General features: G+C 71.0%; 22 protein-coding genes. 20 read left to right on the forward strand and 2 right to left on the reverse strand.

Going from position 1 to position 21,154, the window contains the following annotated elements; genetic code table 11:
• Positions 1-45: 45 nt before the first annotated feature.
• The 14 genes from urtB to CRP50_RS21040 all read left to right on the forward strand — a co-directional run bounded on the left by urtB (position 46) and on the right by CRP50_RS21040 (position 12,930).
• On the forward strand, positions 46-1,686 hold the full coding sequence (gene urtB, locus CRP50_RS20975) for an urea ABC transporter permease subunit UrtB (RefSeq protein WP_097281154.1): 1,641 nt from the start codon (positions 46-48) through the stop codon (positions 1,684-1,686).
• 28 nt (positions 1,687-1,714) lie between these two features.
• Positions 1,715-2,869 carry an urea ABC transporter permease subunit UrtC gene (gene urtC / locus CRP50_RS20980; RefSeq protein WP_097281155.1) on the forward strand — a complete coding sequence of 385 codons (1,155 nt, stop codon included), beginning with the start codon at positions 1,715-1,717 and terminating at the stop codon, positions 2,867-2,869.
• Positions 2,862-3,647, forward strand: a complete 786-nt coding sequence (urtD, locus tag CRP50_RS20985; protein ID WP_097281156.1) for an urea ABC transporter ATP-binding protein UrtD — start codon at positions 2,862-2,864, stop codon at positions 3,645-3,647. The genes urtC and urtD overlap by 8 nt, the downstream gene beginning before the upstream one ends.
• Positions 3,648-3,649: 2 nt before the next feature.
• Positions 3,650-4,345, forward strand: a complete 696-nt coding sequence (urtE, locus tag CRP50_RS20990) for an urea ABC transporter ATP-binding subunit UrtE (protein WP_097281157.1) — start codon at positions 3,650-3,652, stop codon at positions 4,343-4,345.
• Entirely contained in the window at positions 4,320-5,159 is an 840-nt protein-coding gene (locus tag CRP50_RS20995; protein ID WP_097281158.1) for an urease accessory protein UreD, read from the forward strand. The genes urtE and CRP50_RS20995 overlap by 26 nt, the downstream gene beginning before the upstream one ends.
• Positions 5,160-5,413: 254 nt before the next feature.
• The gene (locus tag CRP50_RS21000; RefSeq protein ID WP_097281159.1) at positions 5,414-5,716 is read left to right on the forward strand and encodes an urease subunit gamma; all 303 of its coding nucleotides are present in this window, start codon (positions 5,414-5,416) and stop codon (positions 5,714-5,716) included.
• A gap of 11 nt (positions 5,717-5,727) precedes the next feature.
• Positions 5,728-6,039 carry an urease subunit beta gene (locus CRP50_RS21005; protein ID WP_097281160.1) on the forward strand — a complete coding sequence of 104 codons (312 nt, stop codon included), beginning with the start codon at positions 5,728-5,730 and terminating at the stop codon, positions 6,037-6,039.
• A 4-nt stretch (positions 6,040-6,043) separates the two neighbouring features.
• The gene (gene ureC, locus CRP50_RS21010; protein WP_097281161.1) at positions 6,044-7,753 is read left to right on the forward strand and encodes an urease subunit alpha; all 1,710 of its coding nucleotides are present in this window, start codon (positions 6,044-6,046) and stop codon (positions 7,751-7,753) included.
• 335 nt (positions 7,754-8,088) lie between these two features.
• Positions 8,089-8,583 (forward strand): urease accessory protein UreE, encoded by a 495-nt coding sequence (gene ureE, locus CRP50_RS21015; RefSeq protein ID WP_097281162.1) that lies wholly within the window; start codon positions 8,089-8,091, stop codon positions 8,581-8,583.
• Entirely contained in the window at positions 8,573-9,253 is a 681-nt protein-coding gene (locus CRP50_RS21020; RefSeq protein WP_097281163.1) for an urease accessory protein UreF, read from the forward strand. Before ureE ends, CRP50_RS21020 begins: the two co-directional genes overlap by 11 nt.
• Positions 9,250-9,876: an urease accessory protein UreG gene (gene ureG / locus CRP50_RS21025; protein ID WP_097281164.1), complete on the forward strand. Its 627-nt coding sequence runs from the start codon at positions 9,250-9,252 to the stop codon at positions 9,874-9,876. Before CRP50_RS21020 ends, ureG begins: the two co-directional genes overlap by 4 nt.
• 146 nt (positions 9,877-10,022) lie before the next feature.
• Entirely contained in the window at positions 10,023-10,586 is a 564-nt protein-coding gene (gene ahpC / locus CRP50_RS21030; RefSeq protein WP_097281165.1) for an alkyl hydroperoxide reductase subunit C, read from the forward strand.
• A 94-nt stretch (positions 10,587-10,680) separates the two neighbouring features.
• A complete protein-coding gene (ahpF, locus tag CRP50_RS21035; protein WP_097281166.1) occupies positions 10,681-12,258 on the forward strand; it encodes an alkyl hydroperoxide reductase subunit F in 1,578 nt (525 codons plus the stop codon).
• A gap of 144 nt (positions 12,259-12,402) precedes the next feature.
• The gene (locus tag CRP50_RS21040; protein WP_217992098.1) at positions 12,403-12,930 is read left to right on the forward strand and encodes a TIGR00645 family protein; all 528 of its coding nucleotides are present in this window, start codon (positions 12,403-12,405) and stop codon (positions 12,928-12,930) included.
• A 256-nt stretch (positions 12,931-13,186) separates the two neighbouring features.
• On the opposite strand, the gene CRP50_RS21045 is transcribed toward CRP50_RS21040, so the two are convergent.
• Positions 13,187-14,371: a hypothetical protein gene (locus tag CRP50_RS21045; RefSeq protein WP_097281168.1), complete on the reverse strand. Its 1,185-nt coding sequence runs from the start codon at positions 14,369-14,371 to the stop codon at positions 13,187-13,189.
• A 113-nt stretch (positions 14,372-14,484) separates the two neighbouring features.
• Here CRP50_RS21045 and CRP50_RS21050 point away from each other — a divergent pair, with 113 nt between their 5' ends.
• Positions 14,485-15,045: a Uma2 family endonuclease gene (locus CRP50_RS21050; RefSeq protein ID WP_097281169.1), complete on the forward strand. Its 561-nt coding sequence runs from the start codon at positions 14,485-14,487 to the stop codon at positions 15,043-15,045.
• Here CRP50_RS21050 and CRP50_RS21055 read toward each other — a convergent pair.
• Positions 15,009-15,368, reverse strand: a complete 360-nt coding sequence (locus CRP50_RS21055; RefSeq protein WP_097281170.1) for a hypothetical protein — start codon at positions 15,366-15,368, stop codon at positions 15,009-15,011. The genes CRP50_RS21050 and CRP50_RS21055 overlap by 37 nt on opposite strands.
• 147 nt (positions 15,369-15,515) lie before the next feature.
• Here CRP50_RS21055 and CRP50_RS21060 point away from each other — a divergent pair, with 147 nt between their 5' ends.
• The 5 genes from CRP50_RS21060 to CRP50_RS21080 are packed head-to-tail and all read left to right on the forward strand — an operon-like array spanning position 15,516 to position 21,142.
• On the forward strand, positions 15,516-16,340 hold the full coding sequence (locus CRP50_RS21060) for a hypothetical protein (RefSeq protein WP_097281171.1): 825 nt from the start codon (positions 15,516-15,518) through the stop codon (positions 16,338-16,340).
• Positions 16,337-18,193, forward strand: coding sequence for a hypothetical protein (locus CRP50_RS21065; protein ID WP_097281172.1), 1,857 nt, complete (start codon positions 16,337-16,339; stop codon positions 18,191-18,193). The genes CRP50_RS21060 and CRP50_RS21065 overlap by 4 nt, the downstream gene beginning before the upstream one ends.
• Positions 18,190-20,163 (forward strand): PP2C family protein-serine/threonine phosphatase, encoded by a 1,974-nt coding sequence (locus CRP50_RS21070; RefSeq protein WP_097281173.1) that lies wholly within the window; start codon positions 18,190-18,192, stop codon positions 20,161-20,163. Before CRP50_RS21065 ends, CRP50_RS21070 begins: the two co-directional genes overlap by 4 nt.
• A complete protein-coding gene (locus CRP50_RS21075) occupies positions 20,136-20,771 on the forward strand; it encodes a transglycosylase SLT domain-containing protein (protein ID WP_097281174.1) in 636 nt (211 codons plus the stop codon). The genes CRP50_RS21070 and CRP50_RS21075 overlap by 28 nt, the downstream gene beginning before the upstream one ends.
• Positions 20,768-21,142: a hypothetical protein gene (locus CRP50_RS21080; RefSeq protein WP_097281175.1), complete on the forward strand. Its 375-nt coding sequence runs from the start codon at positions 20,768-20,770 to the stop codon at positions 21,140-21,142. The genes CRP50_RS21075 and CRP50_RS21080 overlap by 4 nt, the downstream gene beginning before the upstream one ends.
• Positions 21,143-21,154 lie beyond the last annotated feature (12 nt).

A 21,154-nucleotide genomic window follows, 5' to 3' on the forward strand; every position in this document is an offset into this window, starting at 1 on the left:
CGGATCCCCCTGCGATTTCGTTCCGCCGCTCCGGGAGGTTCGCCCGTGCCCCGACGTCCGTCGTTCAAGCTGCTGCTCGCACTGGCGCTCACCGCGATGATCGGCGCCGTGTTGCTGGTCTCCGCCGCCGCGCCCGCGCGCGCCGCCGATGCCGCTGCCTTCGAGGCGGCCGTCACCGCGCTCGACCAGAAGAGCTTCGGCGACAAGGCCAAGGCGGTGGACGCCCTGGCGGCGCTCGGCGATGCCCGCACGCCGCAGGTGCTGCGCGCCCTGTCGGCCGGCCAGCTGGTGCGCCACAAGGAGACGGGGCGCATCCTCATCGCCGCCGGCGGCACCCTGACCGACGCCGCCACCGGCGAGGCCGTCGGCCCGGCCGACGGCGCCCCGCTGGCGAAGATCGTCGCCAACAACCAGATCCGCACGCAGATCGAGGCCGCGCTCGGCGCCTTCCTGCTGTTCAGTGAAAATCCGGCGGAGCGCATCACCGCCGCCCGGCAGGTGCTCGGCAACCCGACGCCCGAGGCCGCTCCGGCGCTGGTCCGCGCGCTGGACGCCGAAACCGACGCCGGCGCGCGCGAGGCCCTGACCCGGGCGCTGGCGGCCGTGCAATTGCTCGGCGGCGGCACGGCGGCCGAGCGTCTGGCGGCGGTGGAAACCCTGTCGGACACCAACGACCCGGCGCTCAAGGCCCTGCTGACGACCGCCGCCGCCAACGACCCCGACGCGGCCGTGCGCGAGGCGGCCGGCGACGCCGTGAAGGCCATCGACACCCGCATGGCGGTGCTGGAGGTCGGCCAGAACCTGATCTTCGGCCTGTCGGCGGGCTCCATCCTGCTGCTGGCGGCCATCGGGCTCGCCATCACCTTCGGCGTCATGGGCGTCATCAACATGGCGCACGGCGAGATGCTCATGCTCGGCGCCTACACGACCTTCGTGGTGCAGGAGGTGTTCCGCGCCACCCTGCCGCCGTCGGTCTTCGGGCTCTATCTGGTGGTCGCCATCCCCGCCGCCTTCGTGGTGACCGGCGCGGTCGGCGTCGCCATGGAGCGCGGCATCATCCGCTTCCTCTACGGCCGGCCGCTGGAGACCCTGCTCGCCACCTGGGGCATCAGCCTGATCCTGCAGCAGGCGGTGCGGTCCCTGTTCGGCGCCACCAACCGCGAGGTGGCGAACCCCGAGTGGATGTCCGGCTCGCTGGAACTGCTCGGCCTGTCGCTGACCGCCAACCGCATCGTCATCATCCTGTTCGCCTTCGCCGTGCTCGGCGGGCTGGCCGCGTTCCTGCGCTGGTCGTCCATGGGGCTGAACATGCGCGCCGTCACCCAGAACCGCCGCATGGCCTCGGCCATGGGGATCCCGACCGGCCGGGTGGACGCCCTGACCTTCGGCCTCGGCTCCGGCATCGCCGGGGTGGCGGGCGTGGCCATCAGTCAGGTCGCCAACGTCAGCCCCAACCTCGGCCAGGGCTACATCGTCGACAGCTTCATGGTGGTGGTGTTCGGCGGCGTCGGCTCGCTGTGGGGCGCGCTGGCGGGGGCCTTCTCGCTCGGCGTCGTCAACAAGTTCCTGGAGCCGATGGCGGGCGCCATGCTCGGCAAGATCCTGGTGCTGGTGTTCATCATCCTGTTCATCCAGAAGCGTCCCCGCGGGCTGTTCGCCCTGCGCGGCCGGGCCTTCGAGAACTGATCCGCGCGGCCAAGGGAGAAAACCAGCCATGGGACCGATCACCCGCCGACTGGCCAGCCTGGAGAAGGGACGCGGCTGGACCGTCTTCCTGATCCTCACCGCCGCCTTCGCCGTCGGCGTGCCGCTGCTCAACGCCTTCGCGCCGGCCGACAGCGCCCTGCACGTGCCGACCTGGGTGGTGCAGCTGATGGGCAAGTACCTGTGCTACGCCCTGCTGGCGCTGGCGCTCGATCTGGTGTGGGGCTTCGCCGGCGTGCTGAGCCTCGGCCACGGCGCCTTCTTCGCGCTCGGCGGCTATGCCATGGGCATGTACCTCATGCGCGGCATCGGCGACCGCAGCGTCTACGGCAACGCCGACCTGCCCGACTTCATGGTGTTCCTCAACTGGAAGGAGCTGCCATGGTACTGGTGGGGCTTCGACCAGTTCTGGTTCGCCGCCCTCATGGTGGTGCTGGTGCCCGGCGCGCTGGCCTTCGTGTTCGGCTGGCTGGCCTTCCGCTCGCGCATCACCGGCGTCTACCTGTCGATCATCACCCAGGCCATGACCTATGCCCTGATGCTCGCCTTCTTCCGCAACGAGATGGGCTTCGGCGGCAACAACGGCCTGACCGACTTCAAGGAAATCCTCGGCTTCGACATGACCGCCGACGCCACCAAGGTCGGGCTTTATGTCGCCACCGTGCTGTTCCTGGCCGCCTCCTACCTGCTGTGCCGCTTCATCGTGACGTCGCGCCTCGGCCGTGTGCTGCTGGCGCTGCGCGATGCCGAGAGCCGGGTGCGATTCCTCGGCCATTCGGTGACGGGGGCCAAGCTGTTCGCCTTCACCGTCTCGGCCATGATCGCCGGCATCGCAGGCGCGCTGTATGTGCCGCAGGTGGGCATCATCAACCCGTCGGAGTTCTCGCCCGCCAACTCCATCGAGGTGGCGATCTGGACCGCCGTCGGCGGCCGGGGCACGCTGTTCGGCCCCATCCTGGGGGCGCTGACGGTGAACGGCGCCAAGTCCTTCTTCACCGGCGTCGCGCCGGAGATCTGGCTGTTCTTCCTGGGCGCCCTGTTCGTCGTCGTCACCCTGTTCCTGCCCAAGGGCCTGCTGGGCCTCGCGGCGACGGTGAAGGGCCTGCGCCGCCCGACGCTGCCCACTCCCGACACCCAGCCGAGCGGAGAGAAGACCCATGCCTGAACCCGCGCTCGCCACCAACCACGGCCCGGCCGCGCTGGCCGCCGGCAGCATCCTCTACCTCGACGGCGTGTCGGTCAGCTTCGACGGCTTCAAGGCGCTGAACACGCTCAGCCTCGTCATCGCACCCGGCGAGATGCGGACCATCATCGGCCCCAACGGTGCCGGCAAGACCACCATGATGGACGTCATCACCGGCAAGACGCGACCCGACGAAGGCGCGGTGCTGTTCGATGGCTCGGTGGACCTGACGAAGCTGGACGAGGCCGCCATCGCCAACCTGGGCATCGGCCGCAAGTTCCAGAAGCCGACGGTGTTCGAGAACCTGACGGTGTTCGAGAACCTGGAACTGGCGCTGAAGGGCCCGCGCCGCACCTTCGCCGTGCTGCTGGCGAGCCTGACCGGCGCCCAGCGCGACCGCATCGACGCCCTGCTCGCGACCATCCGCCTGACGGAGCGGGCGCAGGCCCTGGCGGGCGCCCTCAGCCACGGGCAGAAGCAGTGGTTGGAAATCGGCATGCTGCTGGCGCAGGAGCCGCGCTTCCTCATGCTCGACGAGCCGGTCGCCGGCATGACCGACGCCGAGACCGAACAGACCGCCGACCTGCTGCGCGAGATCGCCCGCGACCGCTCCGTCCTCGTGGTCGAGCACGACATGGAGTTCGTGCGGGCGCTCGGCTGCAAGGTCACGGTGCTGCACGAGGGCTCGGTGCTGGCCGAAGGCAGCCTCGCCACCGTGCAGGCCAACGAGCGTGTCATCGAAGTCTACCTGGGGCGCTGACCATGCTGACGGTATCCGACATCCACCTGCACTACGGCGCCTCCCACACCCTGCGCGGCGTCGGGCTGACGGCGCAGAAGGGGCGGGTGTTCTGCCTGCTCGGGCGCAACGGCGTCGGCAAGACGTCGCTGCTCAACGCCGTGCTCGGCCTGCATCCCGTCAGCCGCGGCGCCATTCGGTGGGAGGACGACGACATCACCCGCCTGCCGACCCACCAGCGGGCGCGGCGCGGCATCGCCTACGTGCCGCAGGGGCGCGAGATCTTCCCGCGCCTGACCGTGCGCGAGAACCTGGAAACCGCCTATGCCTGCCTGCCGCGCGGCGAGCGCCGCCTGCCCGACGAGATCTTCGAGCTGTTCCCGGTGCTGAAGTCCATGCTGCACCGGCGCGGCGGCGACCTGTCCGGCGGCCAGCAGCAGCAGCTCGCCATCGCCCGCGCGCTGGTCACCAAGCCGCGCCTGCTGGTGCTCGACGAGCCGACGGAGGGCATCCAGCCCAGCATCATCAAGGACATCGAGCGGGTCATCCGGTTGCTCGGGCAACGCGGCGACATGGCGATCCTGCTGGTCGAGCAGTATTTCGAGTTCGCCCGCGACCTCGCCGACGATTATGCTGTGATGGACCGCGGCGAGGTGGTGCTCGCCGGCACCCGCGACAGCATGGAGGAGGCGGATGTCCGCCGTCACCTTACGGTGTGAGCCCGCACCCTCCCGCTTCCACGGCCGCCTGCGCGTCGCCGCCGGGCCGCGCGGCCTGCGCGACCTGCACCAGGCGGCCCCCTTGCGCGCCCTGTTCCCGCGCGTGGCGGCCGGCGAGCCGCTGACCGCCTGCCTCACCAACACCGCCGGCGGCCTGGTCGGCGGCGACGTGCTGGAGGTGGCGGTCGAGGCCGACCCCGGCGCCCGCCTGCTGGTCATGGCGCAGGCGGCGGAGAAGGTCTACCGCTCCCTCGGCCCCGACGTGCGCGTGACCGTCTCGCTGACCGCCGGTGCGGGGGCGTGGCTCGAATGGCTGCCGCAGGAGACCATCCTGTTCGACGCCGCCCGCCTGCGCCGTCTCACGACGCTGGAGGTCGCGCCGGATGCACGCGCGCTGGCCGGCGAGATGGTGGTGTTCGGCCGCACCGCCCACGGCGAATCGGTTAAGACGGGCCTGCTGCGCGATGCCTGGGAGGTGCGCGTCGGCGGTCGGCTGGTGTGGATGGACGCCCTGCACCTGGACGCACCCTTGCGCGCCCCGCTCGACCACGCCGCCGGCTTCGGCGGCGCGGTGGCGGCGGCGACGGCGGTGTGCGTCGGCGCGGGGCTGGAGGACTTGCGCGACGGCGTGCGGGCGCTGGAGGGCCGCGAGGCCGTGCTGCGCGGCGCGACGGTGGTCGGCGGCGTGCTGGTGGTGCGCTGGCTCGGCCGGGACGCGGCGGCCCTGCGGGCGGACTTTGCGGACGTGTGGGCGTGGTTGCGGCAGGCGGCGGGCGGATTGCCGGCGCGGCTGCCGCGGTTGTGGCATGTGTGAGAGGGCGGATTAACCACCAAGACACCAAGACACCAAGGAGAAGATCACCCCCCAGCCAGTGTCATGCCCGGACTCGATCCGGGCATCCACGTGGTGGGTCCGGGCACTGCGGCAAGACGGCTTGCGCCGGTGGCGCCGTGGATGGCCGGGTCGAGCCCGGCCATGACAATGATCTGAAGGCGCTGCAATCGGCACAGCCTCCTTGGTGTCTTGGTGCCTTGGTGGTTCAAAAACCATAGGGGACCGAAAGCACAATGAACCTGACGCAGCGGGAAAAGGACAAGCTCCTGGTCGCCATGGCGGCCATGGTGGCGCGCAAGCGGCTGGAGCGGGGGGTGAAGCTCAACTACCCCGAGGCGGTGGCGCTCATCACAGACTACGTGGTCGAAGGCGCGCGCGACGGGCGCACGGTCGCCGACCTCATGCAGGCCGGCGCCGGCGTGCTGACGCGCGAGCAGGTGATGGAGGGCATCCCCGAGATGATCCACGACATCCAGGTGGAGGCCACCTTCCCCGACGGCACCAAGCTCGTCACCGTCCACCATCCCATCCGCTGAGGAGGCGCGTCATGATCCCCGGAGAAATCCTCCCGGCGGCGGGCGAGATCGTGCTCAATGCCGACCGCCCCACCGTCACGGTCACCGTGAAGAACACCGGCGACCGGCCGGTGCAGGTGGGCAGCCACTACCATTTCGCCGAGGTCAACGGCGCGCTCGACTTCGACCGCGCGGCGGCGCGCGGCCATCGCCTCGACATCCCGGCCGGTACGGCGGTGCGGTTCGAGCCCGGTCAGGCGCGCGCGGTGACGCTGGTGGCCTATGCCGGCGACCGGGTGGTCATCGGCTTCAACGGCCACGTCGACGGCACCCTGGGGGACTGACAGCATGGCATATCGCATCGACCGCGCCGCCTATGCCGACATGTTCGGCCCCACCGTCGGCGACCGCGTGCGCCTCGCCGATACCGACCTGCTCATCGAGGTGGAGAAGGACTTCACCACCTACGGCGAGGAAGTGAAGTTCGGCGGCGGCAAGGTGATCCGCGACGGCATGGGCCAGTCGCAGCGCTCGCGCGCGCAAGGGGCGGTGGATACCATCATCACCAACGCGCTCATCGTCGACCACTGGGGCATCGTGAAGGCCGACGTGGGCCTCAAGGACGGCCGCATCGCGGCCATCGGCAAGGCCGGCAATCCCGATGTACAGCCGGGCGTGGACATCGTCGTCGGGCCGGGGACGGAGGTCATCGCCGGCGAGGGCCGCATCCTCACCGCCGGCGGCATCGACGCGCACATCCACTGGATCTGCCCGCAGCAGGTGGAGGAGGCGCTGCATTCGGGCATCACCACCATGCTCGGCGGCGGCACCGGCCCGGCGGAGGGCACCAACGCCACCACCTGCACCCCCGGCCCCTGGCACCTCACCCGCATGATGCAGGCGGCGGAGGGCCTGCCCATGAACATGGGCTTCTTCGGCAAGGGCAACGCGAGCCGTCCCGACGCCCTGCGCGAGCAGGTGGACGGCGGTGCCATCGGCCTCAAGCTGCACGAGGACTGGGGCACCACGCCGGCCGCCATCGACTGCTGCCTGACGGTCGCCGACGAGATGGACGTGCAGGTCGCCATCCACACCGACACGCTGAACGAAAGCGGCTTCGTCGAGAACACGGTGGCCGCCTTCAAGGGCCGCACCATCCACGCCTTCCACACCGAAGGGGCGGGCGGCGGCCATGCGCCGGACATCATCAAGCTGGCCGGCGTCGCCAACGTGCTGCCGTCGTCCACCAACCCGACGCGGCCCTTCACGGTGAACACGCTGGACGAGCACCTGGACATGCTCATGGTGTGCCACCACCTCGACCCCAAGATCCCCGAGGACGTGGCTTTCGCGGAAAGCCGCATCCGGCGCGAGACCATCGCGGCGGAGGATATTCTCCACGACCTCGGCGCCTTCTCCATGATCTCGTCGGACAGCCAGGCCATGGGCCGCGTCGGCGAGGTGGTCACCCGCACCTGGCAGACGGCGCACAAGATGAAGGTCCAGCGCGGCCGCCTGCAGGAGGAGACGGGCGACAACGACAACGTCCGGGTGCGCCGCTACATCGCCAAGTACACCATCAACCCGGCGCTCGCCCACGGCATCAGCCGGCACGTCGGCTCGGTGGAGGTCGGCAAGCTGGCCGACCTGGTGCTGTGGAAGCCGGCCTTCTTCGGTGTGAAGCCCGACCTGATCCTGAAGAGCGGCATGATCGCGGCGGCGCTCATGGGCGACCCCAACGCCTCCATCCCGACGCCGCAGCCGGTCCACTACCGCCCGATGTTCGGCAGCTTCGGCCGCGCCATGGGGGCGAGCTGCGTCACCTTCGTCTCGGGCGCCTTCGCGGCATCCGGCGCGGCGGAGCGGCTGGGCCTGACGCGCTCCGTCCTGGCGGTGGAAGGCTGCCGCACGGTGCGGAAGGCGGACATGGTCCACAACGGGGCGTGCCCGGTGATCGAGGTCGACCCGGAGACCTATGAGGTGCGGGCGGACGGGGAGTTGCTGACCTGCGAGCCGGCCGAGGTGCTGCCCATGGCGCAGCGGTATTTCCTGTTCTGATCGTCCGCCGATGGTTTAGCCACCAAGGCACCAAGTACACCAAGAGGATATCGCATCGTCGCTTCTTTCTCTCTCTTGTTCCCTTGTCATGCCCGGGCTCGACCCGGGCATCCACGGCTCCCCCGCCGCGTGTCGTAGAGGACGGAGCCAAGGCCGCCGGCCGTGACGCCGTGGATGGCCGGATCAAGTCCGGCCATGACAAGGAAATGGAGAAACAATGCGGAGGGAGCGCGAGGGAGGGCCTCCCCTCCCTCGTCCCGTGCCGCGAAGCGGCACCCTTGGTGTCCTTGGTGTCTTGGTGGCTACAAAAAGCACAACGCCCAAGGACCACCCCCATGACCCGAGCCACCACCGTCCTTCCCGCCGGCACCTGGGACGCCGCGTCCGCCGTCGGGACCGTCACCCTCCCCGTGGCCGAGCGGCATCGGCGGCGCATCCGGCTGCCTGTCGATGACGGCGGCGACGTGCTGCTCGACCTGCCGGACGCCGTCATGCTCGTGGACGGCGACGGCCTCGCGCTGGACGATGGCGGCGTGCTGCGCGTCGTCGCGGCGGCGGAGGAGGTGGCCGACATCGCCTGCACCGACCCGCTGCACCTCGCCCGCATGGCGTGGCACCTGGGCAACCGGCATCTGCCGTTGCAGGTGGTGGACGCGCATACACTGCGCATCGCGTGGGATCACGTCATCGCCGCCATGGTGCAGGGCCTCGGCGCCGGTGTCCGCCGCCGCTCCGCCCCCTTCCAGCCGGAGGGCGGCGCCTATTCCGGCGGCGGGCACGGCCACGGCCACGGTCATCACCACCAAGACGACCACGGCCATGATCACTGAAGACGCCCTTTACCGCCTCATGACCTGGCTGTCGCCGTCCTTCCCGGTCGGCGCCTATACCTATTCCCACGGCCTGGAGTGGGCGGTGGAAAGCGGAGCCGTGCATGACCGGGCGACGCTGGAGGACTGGGTGCGCGGCGTGCTCGCCCACGGCGCCGGCCGCAGCGACGCCGACCTGTTCCGCGACGCCTGGGCGGCCGAGGGTGCCGCGCTGGACCGCGTGATCGAAGTTGCCGACGCCTTCCGCGGCACCGCCGAACTGGCGCTGGAAAGCGCCGCCCAGGGCCGCGCCTTCCTGACCGCCGTGCAGGCCAGCTGGCCGCACCCGCGCCTCGATGCCCTGGCCGAGCGCTGCGCCGCCCTCGACCGCCCGCCGGCCTATCCGGTCGCCGTGGCGGTGGCGGCGGCGGCGCACGATGTGCCGCTGGCGCCGGCGCTGACGGCTTTCCTGCACGCCTTCACCGCCAATCTGGTGAGCGCGGCGGTGCGTCTGGTGCCGCTCGGCCAGACCGACGGCCAGCGCGTGCAGGCGGCGCTCGGCCCCGCCGTCGCCGCCGCCGCCCGCGCCGCGCTCGCCCGTCCGCCGGAGGACTTCGGCGCCGCCGCGCCCATGGTCGACCTGTTCAGCATGTTCCACGAAACCCAGTACACGAGGCTGTTCCGCTCATGACCGCTTCCGCATCCTCCCCCCTTCGCGTCGGCATCGGCGGCCCGGTGGGCTCCGGCAAGACGGCGCTGCTCGACGCCCTGTGCAAGGCCATGCGCGACACCTGGCGCATCGCCGCCATCACCAACGACATCTACACCCGCGAGGACGCCGAGTTCCTCACCCGCTCGGGCGCCCTGCCGCCGGAGCGCATCGCCGGCGTCGAGACCGGCGGCTGCCCGCATACCGCCATCCGCGAGGACGCCTCCATCAACCTGGCGGCGGTGGCCGACATGCACCGCCGCTTCCCCGACCTGGAGGTGATCTTCGTCGAGAGCGGCGGCGACAACCTGTCGGCCACCTTCTCGCCGGAACTGGCCGACATCACGCTCTACGTCATCGACGTGTCGGCGGGCGACAAGATCCCGCGCAAGGGTGGGCCGGGCATCACGCGCTCCGACCTGCTCATCATCAACAAGATCGATCTGGCGCCCATGGTCGGCGCCTCGCTGGAGGTGATGGACCGCGACGCCAGGAAGATGCGCGGCGAGCGGCCCTTCCTGTTCGCCCAGGTGAAGGCCGGCAAAGGCGTGCCGGAGGTCATCGACTTCCTGGTCCGTAAGGGCGGCCTGCGCGACCCGCGGTGAGGCAGGCGGGGGAAGGGGGCCGCGGCTCCCTTCCTGTTTGATCGATTCAGCCTGTTAAAAATGGCAATATAACGAATTTCTCATCTGGTCTGGGCCTCGCTACATTCACTCCTGTCGAGAGGCACACCCAACCACTGGAGAATTCGATGTCCCTGATCAACACCGAGATCAAGCCGTTCAAGGCCAATGCCTACAAGGACGGCCAGTTCAAGACCGTCACTGACGCCGACCTGAAGGGCAAGTGGTCGGTGGTGTTCTTCTACCCGGCCGACTTCACCTTCGTCTGCCCGACCGAGCTGGAAGACCTGGCCGACAACTACGCCGAATTCCAGAAGCTCGGTGTCGAGATCTACAGCGTCTCCACCGACACCCACTTCGCCCACAAGGCCTGGCACGACACCTCGCCGGCTATCGGCAAGATCAAGTACACCATGCTCGGCGACCCGACCCTCGCCATCAGCCGCAACTTCGAGGTCCTGATCGAGGAAGAAGGCATCGCCGACCGCGGCACCTTCGTGATCGACCCCGAGGGCAAGATCCAGATCGTCGAGATCACCGCCGGCGGCATCGGCCGCGACGCGCTCGAGCTGCTGCGCAAGGTGAAGGCCGCCCAGTACGTGGCCGCGCATCCGGGCGAAGTCTGCCCGGCCAAGTGGAAGGAAGGCGAGAAGACCCTCGCTCCGTCGCTCGACCTGGTCGGCAAGATCTAAGTCTGCCGCATCAGCCGTGGAAGGCCCGGACGTCGCGTCCGTCCGGGCCTTCGCGGACCTTCCGAACCGACACGCCGAGGGGAGCCCAGCCGCCATGTTGGACAGCACCATCCAGACCCAGTTGAAGGCCTACTTCGAGAACATCACCCAGCCGGTGGAGCTGGTCGCGTCCCTCGACGACGGCGCCAAGTCGCAGGAGCTGAACGAGCTGCTGACGGACCTCGCCGCGCTGTCGGACAAGATCACCGTCGTCCGCGCCGACGACGACGCCCGCACGCCGTCCTTCGCCATCCGCCGCGCCGGCACCGCCGTCGAAGTGCGCTTCGCCGGCATCCCCATGGGGCACGAGTTCAACTCGCTGGTGCTCGCCCTCCTGCAGGTCGGCGGCCACCCGAGCAAGACGGCGCAGGACGTCATCGCCCAGGTGCAGGCGCTCGACGGCGAATACCGCTTCGAGACCTACTTCTCGCTGTCGTGCCAGAACTGCCCGGACGTGGTGCAGGCGCTCAACCTCATGAGCGTGCTCAACCCCAACATCAAGCACGTCGCCATCGACGGCGCGCTGTTCCCCGACGAGGTCGAGGCCCGCAAGGTCATGGCGGTGCCGACCATCTTCCTCAACGGCGAAACCTTCGGCCAGGGCCGCATGAGCCTGGAGCAGGTGCTGGCCAAGATCGACACCGGCGCCGTCGCCCGCGAGGCCGAGAAGATCAAGCAGAAGGACGCCTTCGAGGTGCTGGTGATCGGCGGCGGCCCGGCCGGCGCGTCGGCCGCCATCTACGCCGCCCGCAAGGGCATCCGCACGGGCGTCGCGGCGGAACGCTTCGGCGGCCAGGTGCTCGACACCATGGGTATCGAGAACTTCATCTCGGTCTCCCACACCGAAGGCCCCAAGCTGGCCGCGCAGCTGGAACAGCACGTGCGCGACTACGACGTCGACATCATGAACCTGCAGCGCGCCGAGACGCTGGTGCCCGCGACCGAGACCGGCGGCCTGATCGAGGTGCACCTGGCGAGCGGCGCGGTGCTGAAGTCGCGCTCCGTCGTACTGTCCACCGGTGCCCGCTGGCGCCAGATGAACGTGCCGGGTGAGGACGACTACCGCAACAAGGGCGTGGCCTACTGCCCGCACTGCGACGGCCCGCTGTTCAAGGGCAAGCGCGTGGCGGTGATCGGCGGCGGCAACTCGGGCGTCGAGGCGGCCATCGACCTGGCCGGCATCGTGGCGCACGTCACGCTCATCGAGTTCGACACCAAGCTGCGCGCCGACGCCGTGCTGCAGGCCAAGCTGCACAGCCTGCCCAACGTGACCGTCATCACCTCCGGCCAGACGACCGAGGTGGTCGGCGACGGCAACAAGGTGACCGGCCTGACCTACAAGGACCGCACCACCGACGCCCTGCACACCCTGGAGCTGGAAGGCATCTTCGTGCAGATCGGCCTGGTGCCCAACACCGAGTGGCTGAAGGGCACCGTCGCCCTCAGCCCGCGCGGCGAGATCGAGGTCGATGCCGGCGGTCGTACGTCGGTGCCGGGTGTCTTCGCCGCCGGCGATGCGACGACCGTGCCCTACAAGCAGATCGTCATCGCCATGGGCGAGGGCTCCAAGGCGGCGCTCTCGGCCTTCGACTACCTGATCCGCCTGCCGCAGCCGGCCCGGGCCGCGGCGTAAGCGCCGGATTACCCTGTCGAATGCAGCAGCCCGGCCGTTCGTGGCCGGGCTGTTCGCATGTGCGGCACCGCCCGTTGCCTCCCGCGGCGGGTCGTGCCAAAGTCCGCCCCGACCGTCACTTACCACTTTCGGGGGATCATCGGGGTGGAACACAAGATCGAGAATGGGCTGTTCGCCAGCCGCTGGTTGCTGTTCCCGTTCTACGTCGGGCTGGTGCTGGGCATCGCCGCGCTGATGCTGAAGTTCGGCCAGGAACTGCTGCACCTGCTGCCGCACATCTTCGACATGACCGAGCAGCAGGTGGTGCTGATGGTGCTGGCGCTGGTCGACATGACCCTGCTCGCCAACCTGATGCTGATGGTGATCTTCGTCTCGTACGAGAACTTCGTGTCCCGCTTCGCCCGCGATCACCACGACCGCCCGGCGTGGATGGACACCATGGACTTCAGCGGCCTGAAGCTGAAGCTGCTGGGCTCCATCGCCGCCATTTCGGCGATCCAGCTGCTGAAGGTCTTCATGGACCCCGACGGCCCCGACCCCGAGCAGGTGCCCTGGCTCATCGCCATCCACCTGACCATCGCCGTCTCGGGCATGGTGCTGGCGCTCATGGACAAGTGGTCGCACGACGTGGAACCGCATGTCGGGTCGAGCGACGGCAAGGCCGGACACTGACGTCACCCGGCGCGGCGGGTGTGGGGGAAGGCGCCGGGCGGTTGCCGCCGGGGGGGCGCCGCCCACCATGTCAGCCCTTTGAAAACACAGCTGAATTCGTCATGGCCGGGCTCGGCCCGGCCATCCACGGCGTGCACGGCGTCAGCCGTGGCAGAGGCGCCGCGCGGCCGCCGCCGGGGACGTCGTGGATGCGCGGATCAAGTCCGCGCATGACAAGGGGTGGGGGAGGGGAAGGGGAAGGGGCGCGTCGCGCCGCCTACACCATCCGTTGCCAGCTCGCCGCCCAGCGTTCCAGCAGGCCGAAGGCCTTGGCGAGGCGGTCGGCTTCCAGCTTTTCCAGGCGGATGCCGTTGGTCGGCTTGCCGTTCTTCATCAGTTCGGCCGCTTCCGTCACCGTGCCGGTGAAGGACTCGATGTCGCCGTAGATGCGCGACATGATGTCGAGAAGCTTCTCCGTCTCGTCCAGCTTCTTGTTCATCATGGCGTTGCCGTTGGCGGCCTTGGTCAGGCTGCCGATGTGCTTGTAGGAAGTCTCCAGCGCCTTCTTGATGGCAGCGGTCGACTTTTCCATTTCCTTGGCGATTTTCTCCAGCTTCTGCTTGTTCTCGTTCTTGGCGCCGGGGTTGAAGCCCACCTTCTTCAGCTTGGCGGCGACGTCGTCGGGCAGCGAGTCGGCGATCTTGGCGGCGGCGCGATCCTTGAGGCCGTTGGCCACCTGCTTGGCGATCTTGTCGCCGCCGAGCGGCATCAGGCTCTTGAACAAGCGGTTCTGCGCCCGCTGGTCCTTGTTGTGGCCGCCGATGATGTCGAGCGCCTCGCCGTGGATCCTGGCGACCGTCGAAGCCGGCGCTCCGCCGCTCTTGGCGGCGGTGGCGATGGCCGCGGCGGCCTTGCGGAAGGCGCCCGCGTCGATGGGCTTTTCCTTCTCGCTGTCCTTGTCCTTGTCCTTGCCTTTGCCCTTTCCTTTCCCCTTGCCGCCGGCGCCGCCTCCGCCGGAGTCGTCATCGTCGCCCTGCAGGGCCTCGATGGCTTCCAGGAAGTCGCTGTCGTCGAACTTGAGGGGGATGCCCTTGCGGAACCGCGTCACGTCGGGCAGCAGCGCGTTCAGCGGCTTGACCGCCTCCTTCTTGTCGCCCGGGATGTCGGCGATGAGCTTGCGCGACTTCAGGACGATGCTGTCGAGCTGCCCATGCACGTTCTTCATGCGCTTGGCCCAGGTGGTGGCCATGCTCTTGCGCATCTTCTCGAGCTTGTCTGCGTCGGTGATGCGGGAATGGGTGGAGGCCTGGAAGGTCTTCCAGTTGATCTTGCTCCACAGCTTGTCGAAATCCTCGACCGCATCGACGAGACCTTCCGGCTCGTAGAGTTCGTGATACTGGGAGAGGTTGCCCCAGTACCGCGGCTGAAGCGTCGCCGGCGGCGGCATCGGCATCTTCTTCATCGGTCGGTCCCGGCATCTTGCAATGGAATCGCGGAAAGGATGCTCTAAAATCCCGACCACCGCAATTGGTCAGCCGCTCATCCGAAGGATCGGCATCGCAAGCAGGAGTCCCCATGCGCCTCAAGGAGTTCATCAGTGCCGACCCCAACATGGGCGCCATGGGCTGGCGCCAGGAGCTGGTGGCGGGCGAGGTGGTGACGCTGTCGCCGCGGCCCGAGCCGCTGGTGATGCGGGGCCTGTCGGTGTTCGGCGCGATCACCGGCTGCGCCCGCCGCGCCGACGGCCGCCAGCGCATCGACGCCGGGGCCGGCGTCGGCATCGAGGACGAGGCGGGTGACCACTACCGCATCGCCGACGTCATCGTCTCCATCCCGGCCAAGGTGGGGCGGCGGGCCGATGTCGCGCTCATCGCCCTGGTGGTGCCCGACGTCACCGACCTCGGCCCCGAGGATGCGGCGCGGCTGGCAGTCTACCGCCGCCAGCGCACGGCCAAGGAGATCCTGCTGTTCTCCGCCGACCGCCCGGCCTGCCTGGTCAACCGCCGCATCGGCGGGGAATGGCGCGAGGATCTGGTGGAAGGGACGCAGGCCACCATCCGCCTCGCGGCGCTCGGCGTGTCGCTGTTCCTGCTGGTCGCCTACCCCGACCTCGCGCCGCCCGACGAGGACGGCTGATCGGGCCGGTCGAGGGCGCCGCGCAGCGCCTCGATCTCGTCGAGAGCGGAACGCAGGGCGGCCTCCATGGCCGCGACTCGGCGCTCGGCGGTTTCCGCCCGCCGTTCGGCCGCCTCCGCCTGCGCGGTCAGGCGCCGTGTCTCCACCACCAGCGACGGATCGTCGATGTCCTGGCGCAGGTGGTGCAGGCCGACGAACAGCACGTCGGCCAGGCTCGCCCGCTCCGGCAGCAGGCGTTCCAGCGCCCGCAGGGCCGCCACGGCCTCGCCGCCCGGAGCCTCCAGCCGGGCCAGGATGGCGTGCAAGCGTCGGTCGAGCGCCATGCGTCAAATCTCCTGCCGCGCGTAAAATGACCCTGATTTGCCGCAGCCGACGCGCGCCGCTGCCGAGGATATCCAACCGCTGTTGTAAACCAAGGGAGAGTGCGCCATCCTGAGGTGGGGATTGGGGTTTCCTTTTGGGGGAGGGAAATGCGAGGGTTCGGTCGCCTTGCGATTACCGTCTGGCTGTGCGCCGCCGTCGTTCTGGCGCTGGCGTTGGCGACGTTCTTCGCCACGCTCGAGGAAGTCAAGACGCGCCTCGCCCTCGACCAGCTGGAAACGCTGGTCAACCGCGTGGAAGGCCCGGCCGCCGCGCGTGCCGCCCTCGGCTACCCCCTGGAATATCAGGCCGACCTGCAGGCCCTGGTCGACTCGCTCAGCCTGGCGGTGAAGCGCGGCGCCGACATCTACATCCTGGATGCCGCCGGCGTCGTCGTCTTCGCCAGCGAGCACGAGCGCATCGGCGCCGCGGCGCCCACCGAATGGCTGGGCGGCGCCGCCGGCAGCGCCGAGGTCGCCGGCGGCTGGACGCGCGAGACGGCGGCCGAGAACGTGGTCGGCGCCGCCGTCGTCAACGCCTTCGGCGAGCGCAGCGGCACCGTGGTCGCCCGCGCCCTGCGCCGCGACGTCATCATCGAGGTGATCTCCGCCATGCGGCTGCCGGTGATCGTCGGTGGCCTCGCGCTGGCCGTCGCCGCCGTGCTGGCGGTGGCCGGCACCGCGCTCGCCACCCGCACCGCCGCCGCCCGCAACGCCGCCGCCGCCGAGGACCTGGAGGCCGCCGCCGCCGCCGTGTCCGCCGGCAAGACACCGTCCGACGCCATCCTGAAGGCGCTGCCGGGCCTCGGCGACGTGCTGCGCCGCCTGCGCACGGTGGAAGAGGAAGTCCGCCGCCTCGACCGCTCGCAGGCCGCCGAGCCGCCGCCGCGCGCCGCCGCCGATCCCGCCGCCGCCCGCCGGGGAGAAGCGGCATGACCGCCAATACCCGCACCCTCGCCCTGCTGTTCATGGTGGCGACCGCCGTCGTCATCGTGCCGTGGGTGACGACGGCCATGTCGCTGGTGCTCTCCGCCGCCTCTCTCGGGCGGGAGAGCGCGGCGCTGCGGCTGGAGCTGGTGGCCGGCGGCATCACCCGCGACATCGCCGAATACGTCGGCGCCGGCATCGCCCTGCCCGACGCCGTCGGCCTGTCCGACTACCTGGGCGAGGAACTCGGACCTGCCGAAGGGGTGGTGATCGCCGCCGTCGAGACGCCGGAAGGCCGCGTCGTCGGGCGCTGGTCGGCGCCGGGGCGGCTGGACCTCGTCAGCGGCGCCACCGATGCCGCTGCGCTGGAGCAGGCGGGCGTCGTCGCCGCCGCCTTCCCGGTGGTGGTGGACGGGGCCGTGGTCGGCCGGCTGGTGCTCGGCCGCGCCACCGACGTCAGCCCACCGGGCCTGGACGGGGCGGGCCTGCGCTTCGTGGTGGTGCTGGTCACCGCTCTGCTGCTGGCCGGGCACATGGTGCTGAGCACCTGGCGCGATCTGGTGGAACGGCCGCAGCAGACGGTGGTCGCGCTGCAGCAGCGCATGGCCGAGCGCAAGTTCGACGCTTCTTCCGGCGACCTGCGCGACGGACCCGTGGGGCCGCTGGCCGAGGCGCTCAACCGACTGCTGGTGGCCGTCAACGACCGCGTGGCGCGGGCGCACGCCTACCTGCTGGAAGTGCGCGACTTCAGCTTCAACCGTGACGCCGCCGCCGCCGCCGGGCAGCTCGGCGATCATCTCACCCGCTCCGGCGCCTTTGCGCCCGACGGGCTGGTGCCGTTGCGGCTCGATCACGGCGGCCTCGCCGTCGGGCCGGCCACCTTCCGCATCACCCTGGTCGCCGCCATCGCCGCCGGCATGGTGATGACCGGCGGCGACGCCAGCATCCCGCCGGTGGCCGCCGTGACGGCCGCCGTCGCCGGTGCCGCCGCCGGCGCCTTCCTGCGCCTGCTGCCGCCGGTGCCGCGGCCGGCCTTCGCCGCCGGGCTGGCGGCCGCCATCATCGTCGTGCTGCCGGTGTTCCACGAGGCGCTGTTCGCCCTGCCGCTGCTGGCGCTCGCCACCGCCGCCGCCGTCGCCGCGGTGGCCGGCGTCGCCAGCCGTCACCCCGCCATCACCGCCGGCACCGCCGTGCACGGCGCCCTCGGCCTGTCGGCCGGGGCCGGCGTGGTGCACCTGGAATCGCTGGTCGGCGGCACGTGGATGAGCTGGGTCGTCGCCATCCTCGCCCTCGTCGGCCTCGCCCTGCAGGGCAGCCGCTTCGGCACCGCCGCCGCGGCGCGCGGCAATGCCGGCGTGCCGCAGCGGCCGCTGGCGCTCGCCCTGCCCATCGTCGCCTGGGCCGGCGCCGGTCTGTGGCTGGCGGCGGTGACGCCCTTCATGCCGGGCGCCGCCTTCGGCACCATCGTGCTGTGGGGCGCCCATCTGGCCGCCGCCGTCGGGGCCGGCGCCATGCTGCTGGTGCTCTACCGTTGGCGGTCGCGCATGGTGGCGGTGGTGACCATTCCCGCCGCCCTGGCGGTCGCCGCCGTGGTGGCGCCGCTGGCCGACGCGCCCTTGGCGGTCACCATCGGCGGCCTCGTCATCGGTGCCGCGGCGCCCGCTGCCCGCGGCCTGCAGGCGCTGGACGACGGCGGGACGGCCTGGCCGTGGGCGTCGCTCGCCGCCATCCTCGGCGTCGTCGCCGGCTGGGTGACCGGCCCGGTGGGCGCCGCCGGCCTGCTGGTGCTCTGCGCCCTCGCCGCCGCCGCCGCCGCCGCGGCCGAAGGGGCGCTTGCCCTGCGCGGGGGGCTGAAGCGATGAGCATCGTCCGCCGCGTCATCCTGCTCTTCGCGCTCTCCATCACCCTGCTCGCCCTGGTGCTGACTGCGGTGACGGTGGTGCGCCGCGGCCTAGAATCCTCGCTCACCGAGGATACCGAGCGCCTCGCCCTGCAGCGCGTGTGGGAAGCGACGGTGGCCGAGGCGGCCGACGTCACCCGCACCCGCGTCGCCGCCGCCATCGGCGGGGGCGACATGGTCGACGCCATGGCCGCCCTCGACCCGCTGGCCGCCAGCGGCATCCGCGAGGTGACGGTCTACGATTCCCTCGGCCAGGTGATCCTGGTGTGGCCGCCGGGGGCGGCGCCGACCCGCCTCGACGAGCGCCGGGTGAGCCAGCTGGTCTCCGCCCGCCGCGGCTTCCACACCGTGTCCTCGGCGCCCGACGGCCTCGCCCTCCTGGTGGCCGGGGCCGGCGGCGATGCCTCCGCCGCCAAGGGCTTCGTGGCCGTGCAGCAACTCGGCCCGGTGCTCGGGCAGGTGGTGCGCACCGCCGGCGTCGCCGGCTTCCTGCTCGACCCCGCCGGCCGCCCCGCCGCCGCCGCCGGTGCCATCGAGTGGCCGGAAGTGGCCGACGCCTTCGCCAACCGCGCCGGGGCGACCTTCGAGGTGACGCAGGCCCAGCTCGGCGCCGTGCAGGGCGTCGCCGTTCCCTTGCGCCAGCCGGGCGGCCAGCCGCAGGGCCATGTGGTGGTGCTGCGCGACCGCACCCTCTTCGTGCGCTGGCTCGACGTCATGGACGGCCTGTCGCTGACCCTGGTGCTCGGCGTCTGCGCCCTGCTGATCTTCGCCATGCGGTGGTTCCTGGTGCGCACGCTGGGGCCGCTGGAGCCCGCCATCGCCGCGCTGTCGCAGCTGTCGCGCGGCAGCACGAGCGTCGAGGTGCCGGGCCACGAGCGCGGCGACGAGATCGGCGAGATGGCGCGCTCCATCAAGATCTTCCGCGACCGCGTGCGCCGCCTGCGCGACAGCGAGGAGCAGCGCAGCCGCCAATGGGCACGCCAGCAGGACTTCATCCGCGCCCAGATGATGCAGATGGCCAATACCCTGTCGCCGGAGGGCCGCGACTCCCTGCTCGCCGACCTCGCGCGCATCGAGATGATGAGCAGCGGCGACGGCGCCCGCGGCGGCGACCGCGCCCTGGCGGCGGCGGTGGAAGTCATGGCCGAGCGCGTCGGCGACCAGCACCGCCGGCTGGAGAAGCTGGTGACCGAGCTGCGCGCCGCCCTGGAGACCAAGACCGAGCTGTTCCAGTTGCAGCAGCAGCTGGAAATCGCCCGCCGCATGCAGCAGTCCATGCTGCCGCGCGGCCTGCTGCCGCGGCCGTCGCTGGACGTCGGCGGCCTGCTGGTGCCGGCGAGCGACTTCGACGGCGCCTTCTACGACTATTTCTGGCTTGATGAGACCACGCTCGCCGTCACCCTGGGCCAGCCGGCCGCCGGCGGCCTGGCGGGCGGGTTCCAGTCGGCGACGGCGCGCGCCTCCCTGCGCGCCCTGCTGGCGGCCGGCATGACGCCCGGCCCGGCGCTCGAACGCACCCGCCAGCTGCTGAGCGGCGAGGACAACGGCGACGCCTATGCGGTCATGGCGGTGACGCTGGATGCGCCGTCGGCGACGGTCACCTGGGCCGGGTGGGGCTTCGCGCCGCCGGTCGCCGTGCGCCGCCTGGGCGACGCCGTGGAACTGGCGCGCACGGCCGAGGCGGAGGCCGCCGCCGGCGAAGGCGCGTTCGACCTGCCGGCGCGTTCGGCCGTCGTCTTCCCGTCGCCCGGTCTGGTGCCGGCGCACGGGTCGGCCCCGGCGCGGGCGCGGGTGGCCGAGGCACTGCGGGCGGCGGACGATCCGTCGCCCGAGGGACTGCTCACCGCCCTGCGCAACGAGGGCCTGCTGGAAACCGCCACCGGCGGCAACTTGAGGGATCGCGCATGCGTCGCCGTTCGCTTCCTCGCCTGATCGGCCTGCTCGCCGCCCTGGCGGTGGCGCTGCCCGCGGCGGCGGCTTCCGCCATGCCTGCGCTCGACGGCGGCGGCGAGGGCGACTGCCGGCCGCTCGCGGCCCAGGCGGAAGCCGAGTTCGGCGTGCCGCCGGGCATCCTGCAGGCCATCGCGCTGGTGGAGAGCGGCCTCGGCGGCCGGGCCTGGCCGTGGACCATCAACGCCTCCGGCCGGCCTTTCTACCTGCGCACCCATTCCGACGCGGTGGTGGTGGCGGAGGCGGCCATGCGCCACTTCGGCGACGCCATCGCCATCGGCTGCATGCAGGTCTACCTGCGCTGGCACGCCGAGAACTTCACCGACGTGCAGCAGATGCTGCAGCCGGCCCACAACGTCCGCTACGCCGCCGCCTATCTGGTGTCGCTACGGCGCGAGCGCGGCTCGTGGGAGGCGGCGGTGCGGCACTACCACGGATCGGAACGCCGGGCGCAGGCGGACTACCTGTGCAAGGTCCTGGCGGCGCGCACGCGCCTCGGCTACCAGGACGTGACCGACGCCATGCGCGACCGCTGTGCCGCGCCGGAGACGCTCGTCCGCCTGGCGGACCGCGACGGAGGTGGATCATGAAGACTGCATGGATCGTTCGAACCCTTGCGGCGGCGACCGTGCTGGCCCTGGCGGCGACGCCGGCGGCGGCCATGTGCAGCGTCGGCTTCGCCATGGCCGGCCCCAGCCTGACGCTGCCCTCGGCGAGCCTCGCGCTGCCGTCGCTCAACGCCAGCCTGCCGAGCCTGTCGGTGAGCCTGGCGCCGTCGGTGGCCATGAACATGCCGTCGCTGTCGCTGGCGGCCCCCAGCCTCGCGCTGCCGTCGCCCAGCCTGACCATGCCGAGCGTGTCGCTGACGGCGCCGTCGCTGTCGGCGTCGCTGCCGTCGGTCAGCCTGTCGCTGGCCGCGCCCAGCCTGGCGCTGCCCTGCGTCGGCCTGTGCTGCGGCTGAGGCGGGGAGGGG

The organism is Caenispirillum bisanense, from assembly GCF_900230255.1.
Lineage (GTDB): Bacteria > Pseudomonadota > Alphaproteobacteria > Rhodospirillales > Rhodospirillaceae > Caenispirillum > Caenispirillum bisanense_A.

Coding starts and splice junctions, on each gene's coding strand:
- urtD (WP_097281156.1), top strand. CDS start 2,862: ATGCCTGAACCCGCGCTCGCCACCAACCACGGCCCGGCCGCGCTGGCC.
- ahpF (WP_097281166.1), top strand. CDS start 10,681: ATGTTGGACAGCACCATCCAGACCCAGTTGAAGGCCTACTTCGAGAAC.
- urtE (WP_097281157.1), top strand. CDS start 3,650: ATGCTGACGGTATCCGACATCCACCTGCACTACGGCGCCTCCCACACC.
- CRP50_RS21075 (WP_097281174.1), top strand. CDS start 20,136: ATGCGTCGCCGTTCGCTTCCTCGCCTGATCGGCCTGCTCGCCGCCCTG.
- CRP50_RS21055 (WP_097281170.1), bottom strand. CDS start 15,368: ATGGCGCTCGACCGACGCTTGCACGCCATCCTGGCCCGGCTGGAGGCT.
- CRP50_RS21065 (WP_097281172.1), top strand. CDS start 16,337: ATGACCGCCAATACCCGCACCCTCGCCCTGCTGTTCATGGTGGCGACC.
- CRP50_RS21000 (WP_097281159.1), top strand. CDS start 5,414: ATGAACCTGACGCAGCGGGAAAAGGACAAGCTCCTGGTCGCCATGGCG.
- urtC (WP_097281155.1), top strand. CDS start 1,715: ATGGGACCGATCACCCGCCGACTGGCCAGCCTGGAGAAGGGACGCGGC.
- ahpC (WP_097281165.1), top strand. CDS start 10,023: ATGTCCCTGATCAACACCGAGATCAAGCCGTTCAAGGCCAATGCCTAC.
- ureE (WP_097281162.1), top strand. CDS start 8,089: ATGACCCGAGCCACCACCGTCCTTCCCGCCGGCACCTGGGACGCCGCG.
- CRP50_RS21070 (WP_097281173.1), top strand. CDS start 18,190: ATGAGCATCGTCCGCCGCGTCATCCTGCTCTTCGCGCTCTCCATCACC.
- CRP50_RS21050 (WP_097281169.1), top strand. CDS start 14,485: ATGCGCCTCAAGGAGTTCATCAGTGCCGACCCCAACATGGGCGCCATG.
- CRP50_RS20995 (WP_097281158.1), top strand. CDS start 4,320: ATGTCCGCCGTCACCTTACGGTGTGAGCCCGCACCCTCCCGCTTCCAC.
- CRP50_RS21005 (WP_097281160.1), top strand. CDS start 5,728: ATGATCCCCGGAGAAATCCTCCCGGCGGCGGGCGAGATCGTGCTCAAT.
- ureG (WP_097281164.1), top strand. CDS start 9,250: ATGACCGCTTCCGCATCCTCCCCCCTTCGCGTCGGCATCGGCGGCCCG.
- CRP50_RS21060 (WP_097281171.1), top strand. CDS start 15,516: ATGCGAGGGTTCGGTCGCCTTGCGATTACCGTCTGGCTGTGCGCCGCC.
- CRP50_RS21045 (WP_097281168.1), bottom strand. CDS start 14,371: ATGAAGAAGATGCCGATGCCGCCGCCGGCGACGCTTCAGCCGCGGTAC.
- CRP50_RS21080 (WP_097281175.1), top strand. CDS start 20,768: ATGAAGACTGCATGGATCGTTCGAACCCTTGCGGCGGCGACCGTGCTG.
- CRP50_RS21020 (WP_097281163.1), top strand. CDS start 8,573: ATGATCACTGAAGACGCCCTTTACCGCCTCATGACCTGGCTGTCGCCG.
- ureC (WP_097281161.1), top strand. CDS start 6,044: ATGGCATATCGCATCGACCGCGCCGCCTATGCCGACATGTTCGGCCCC.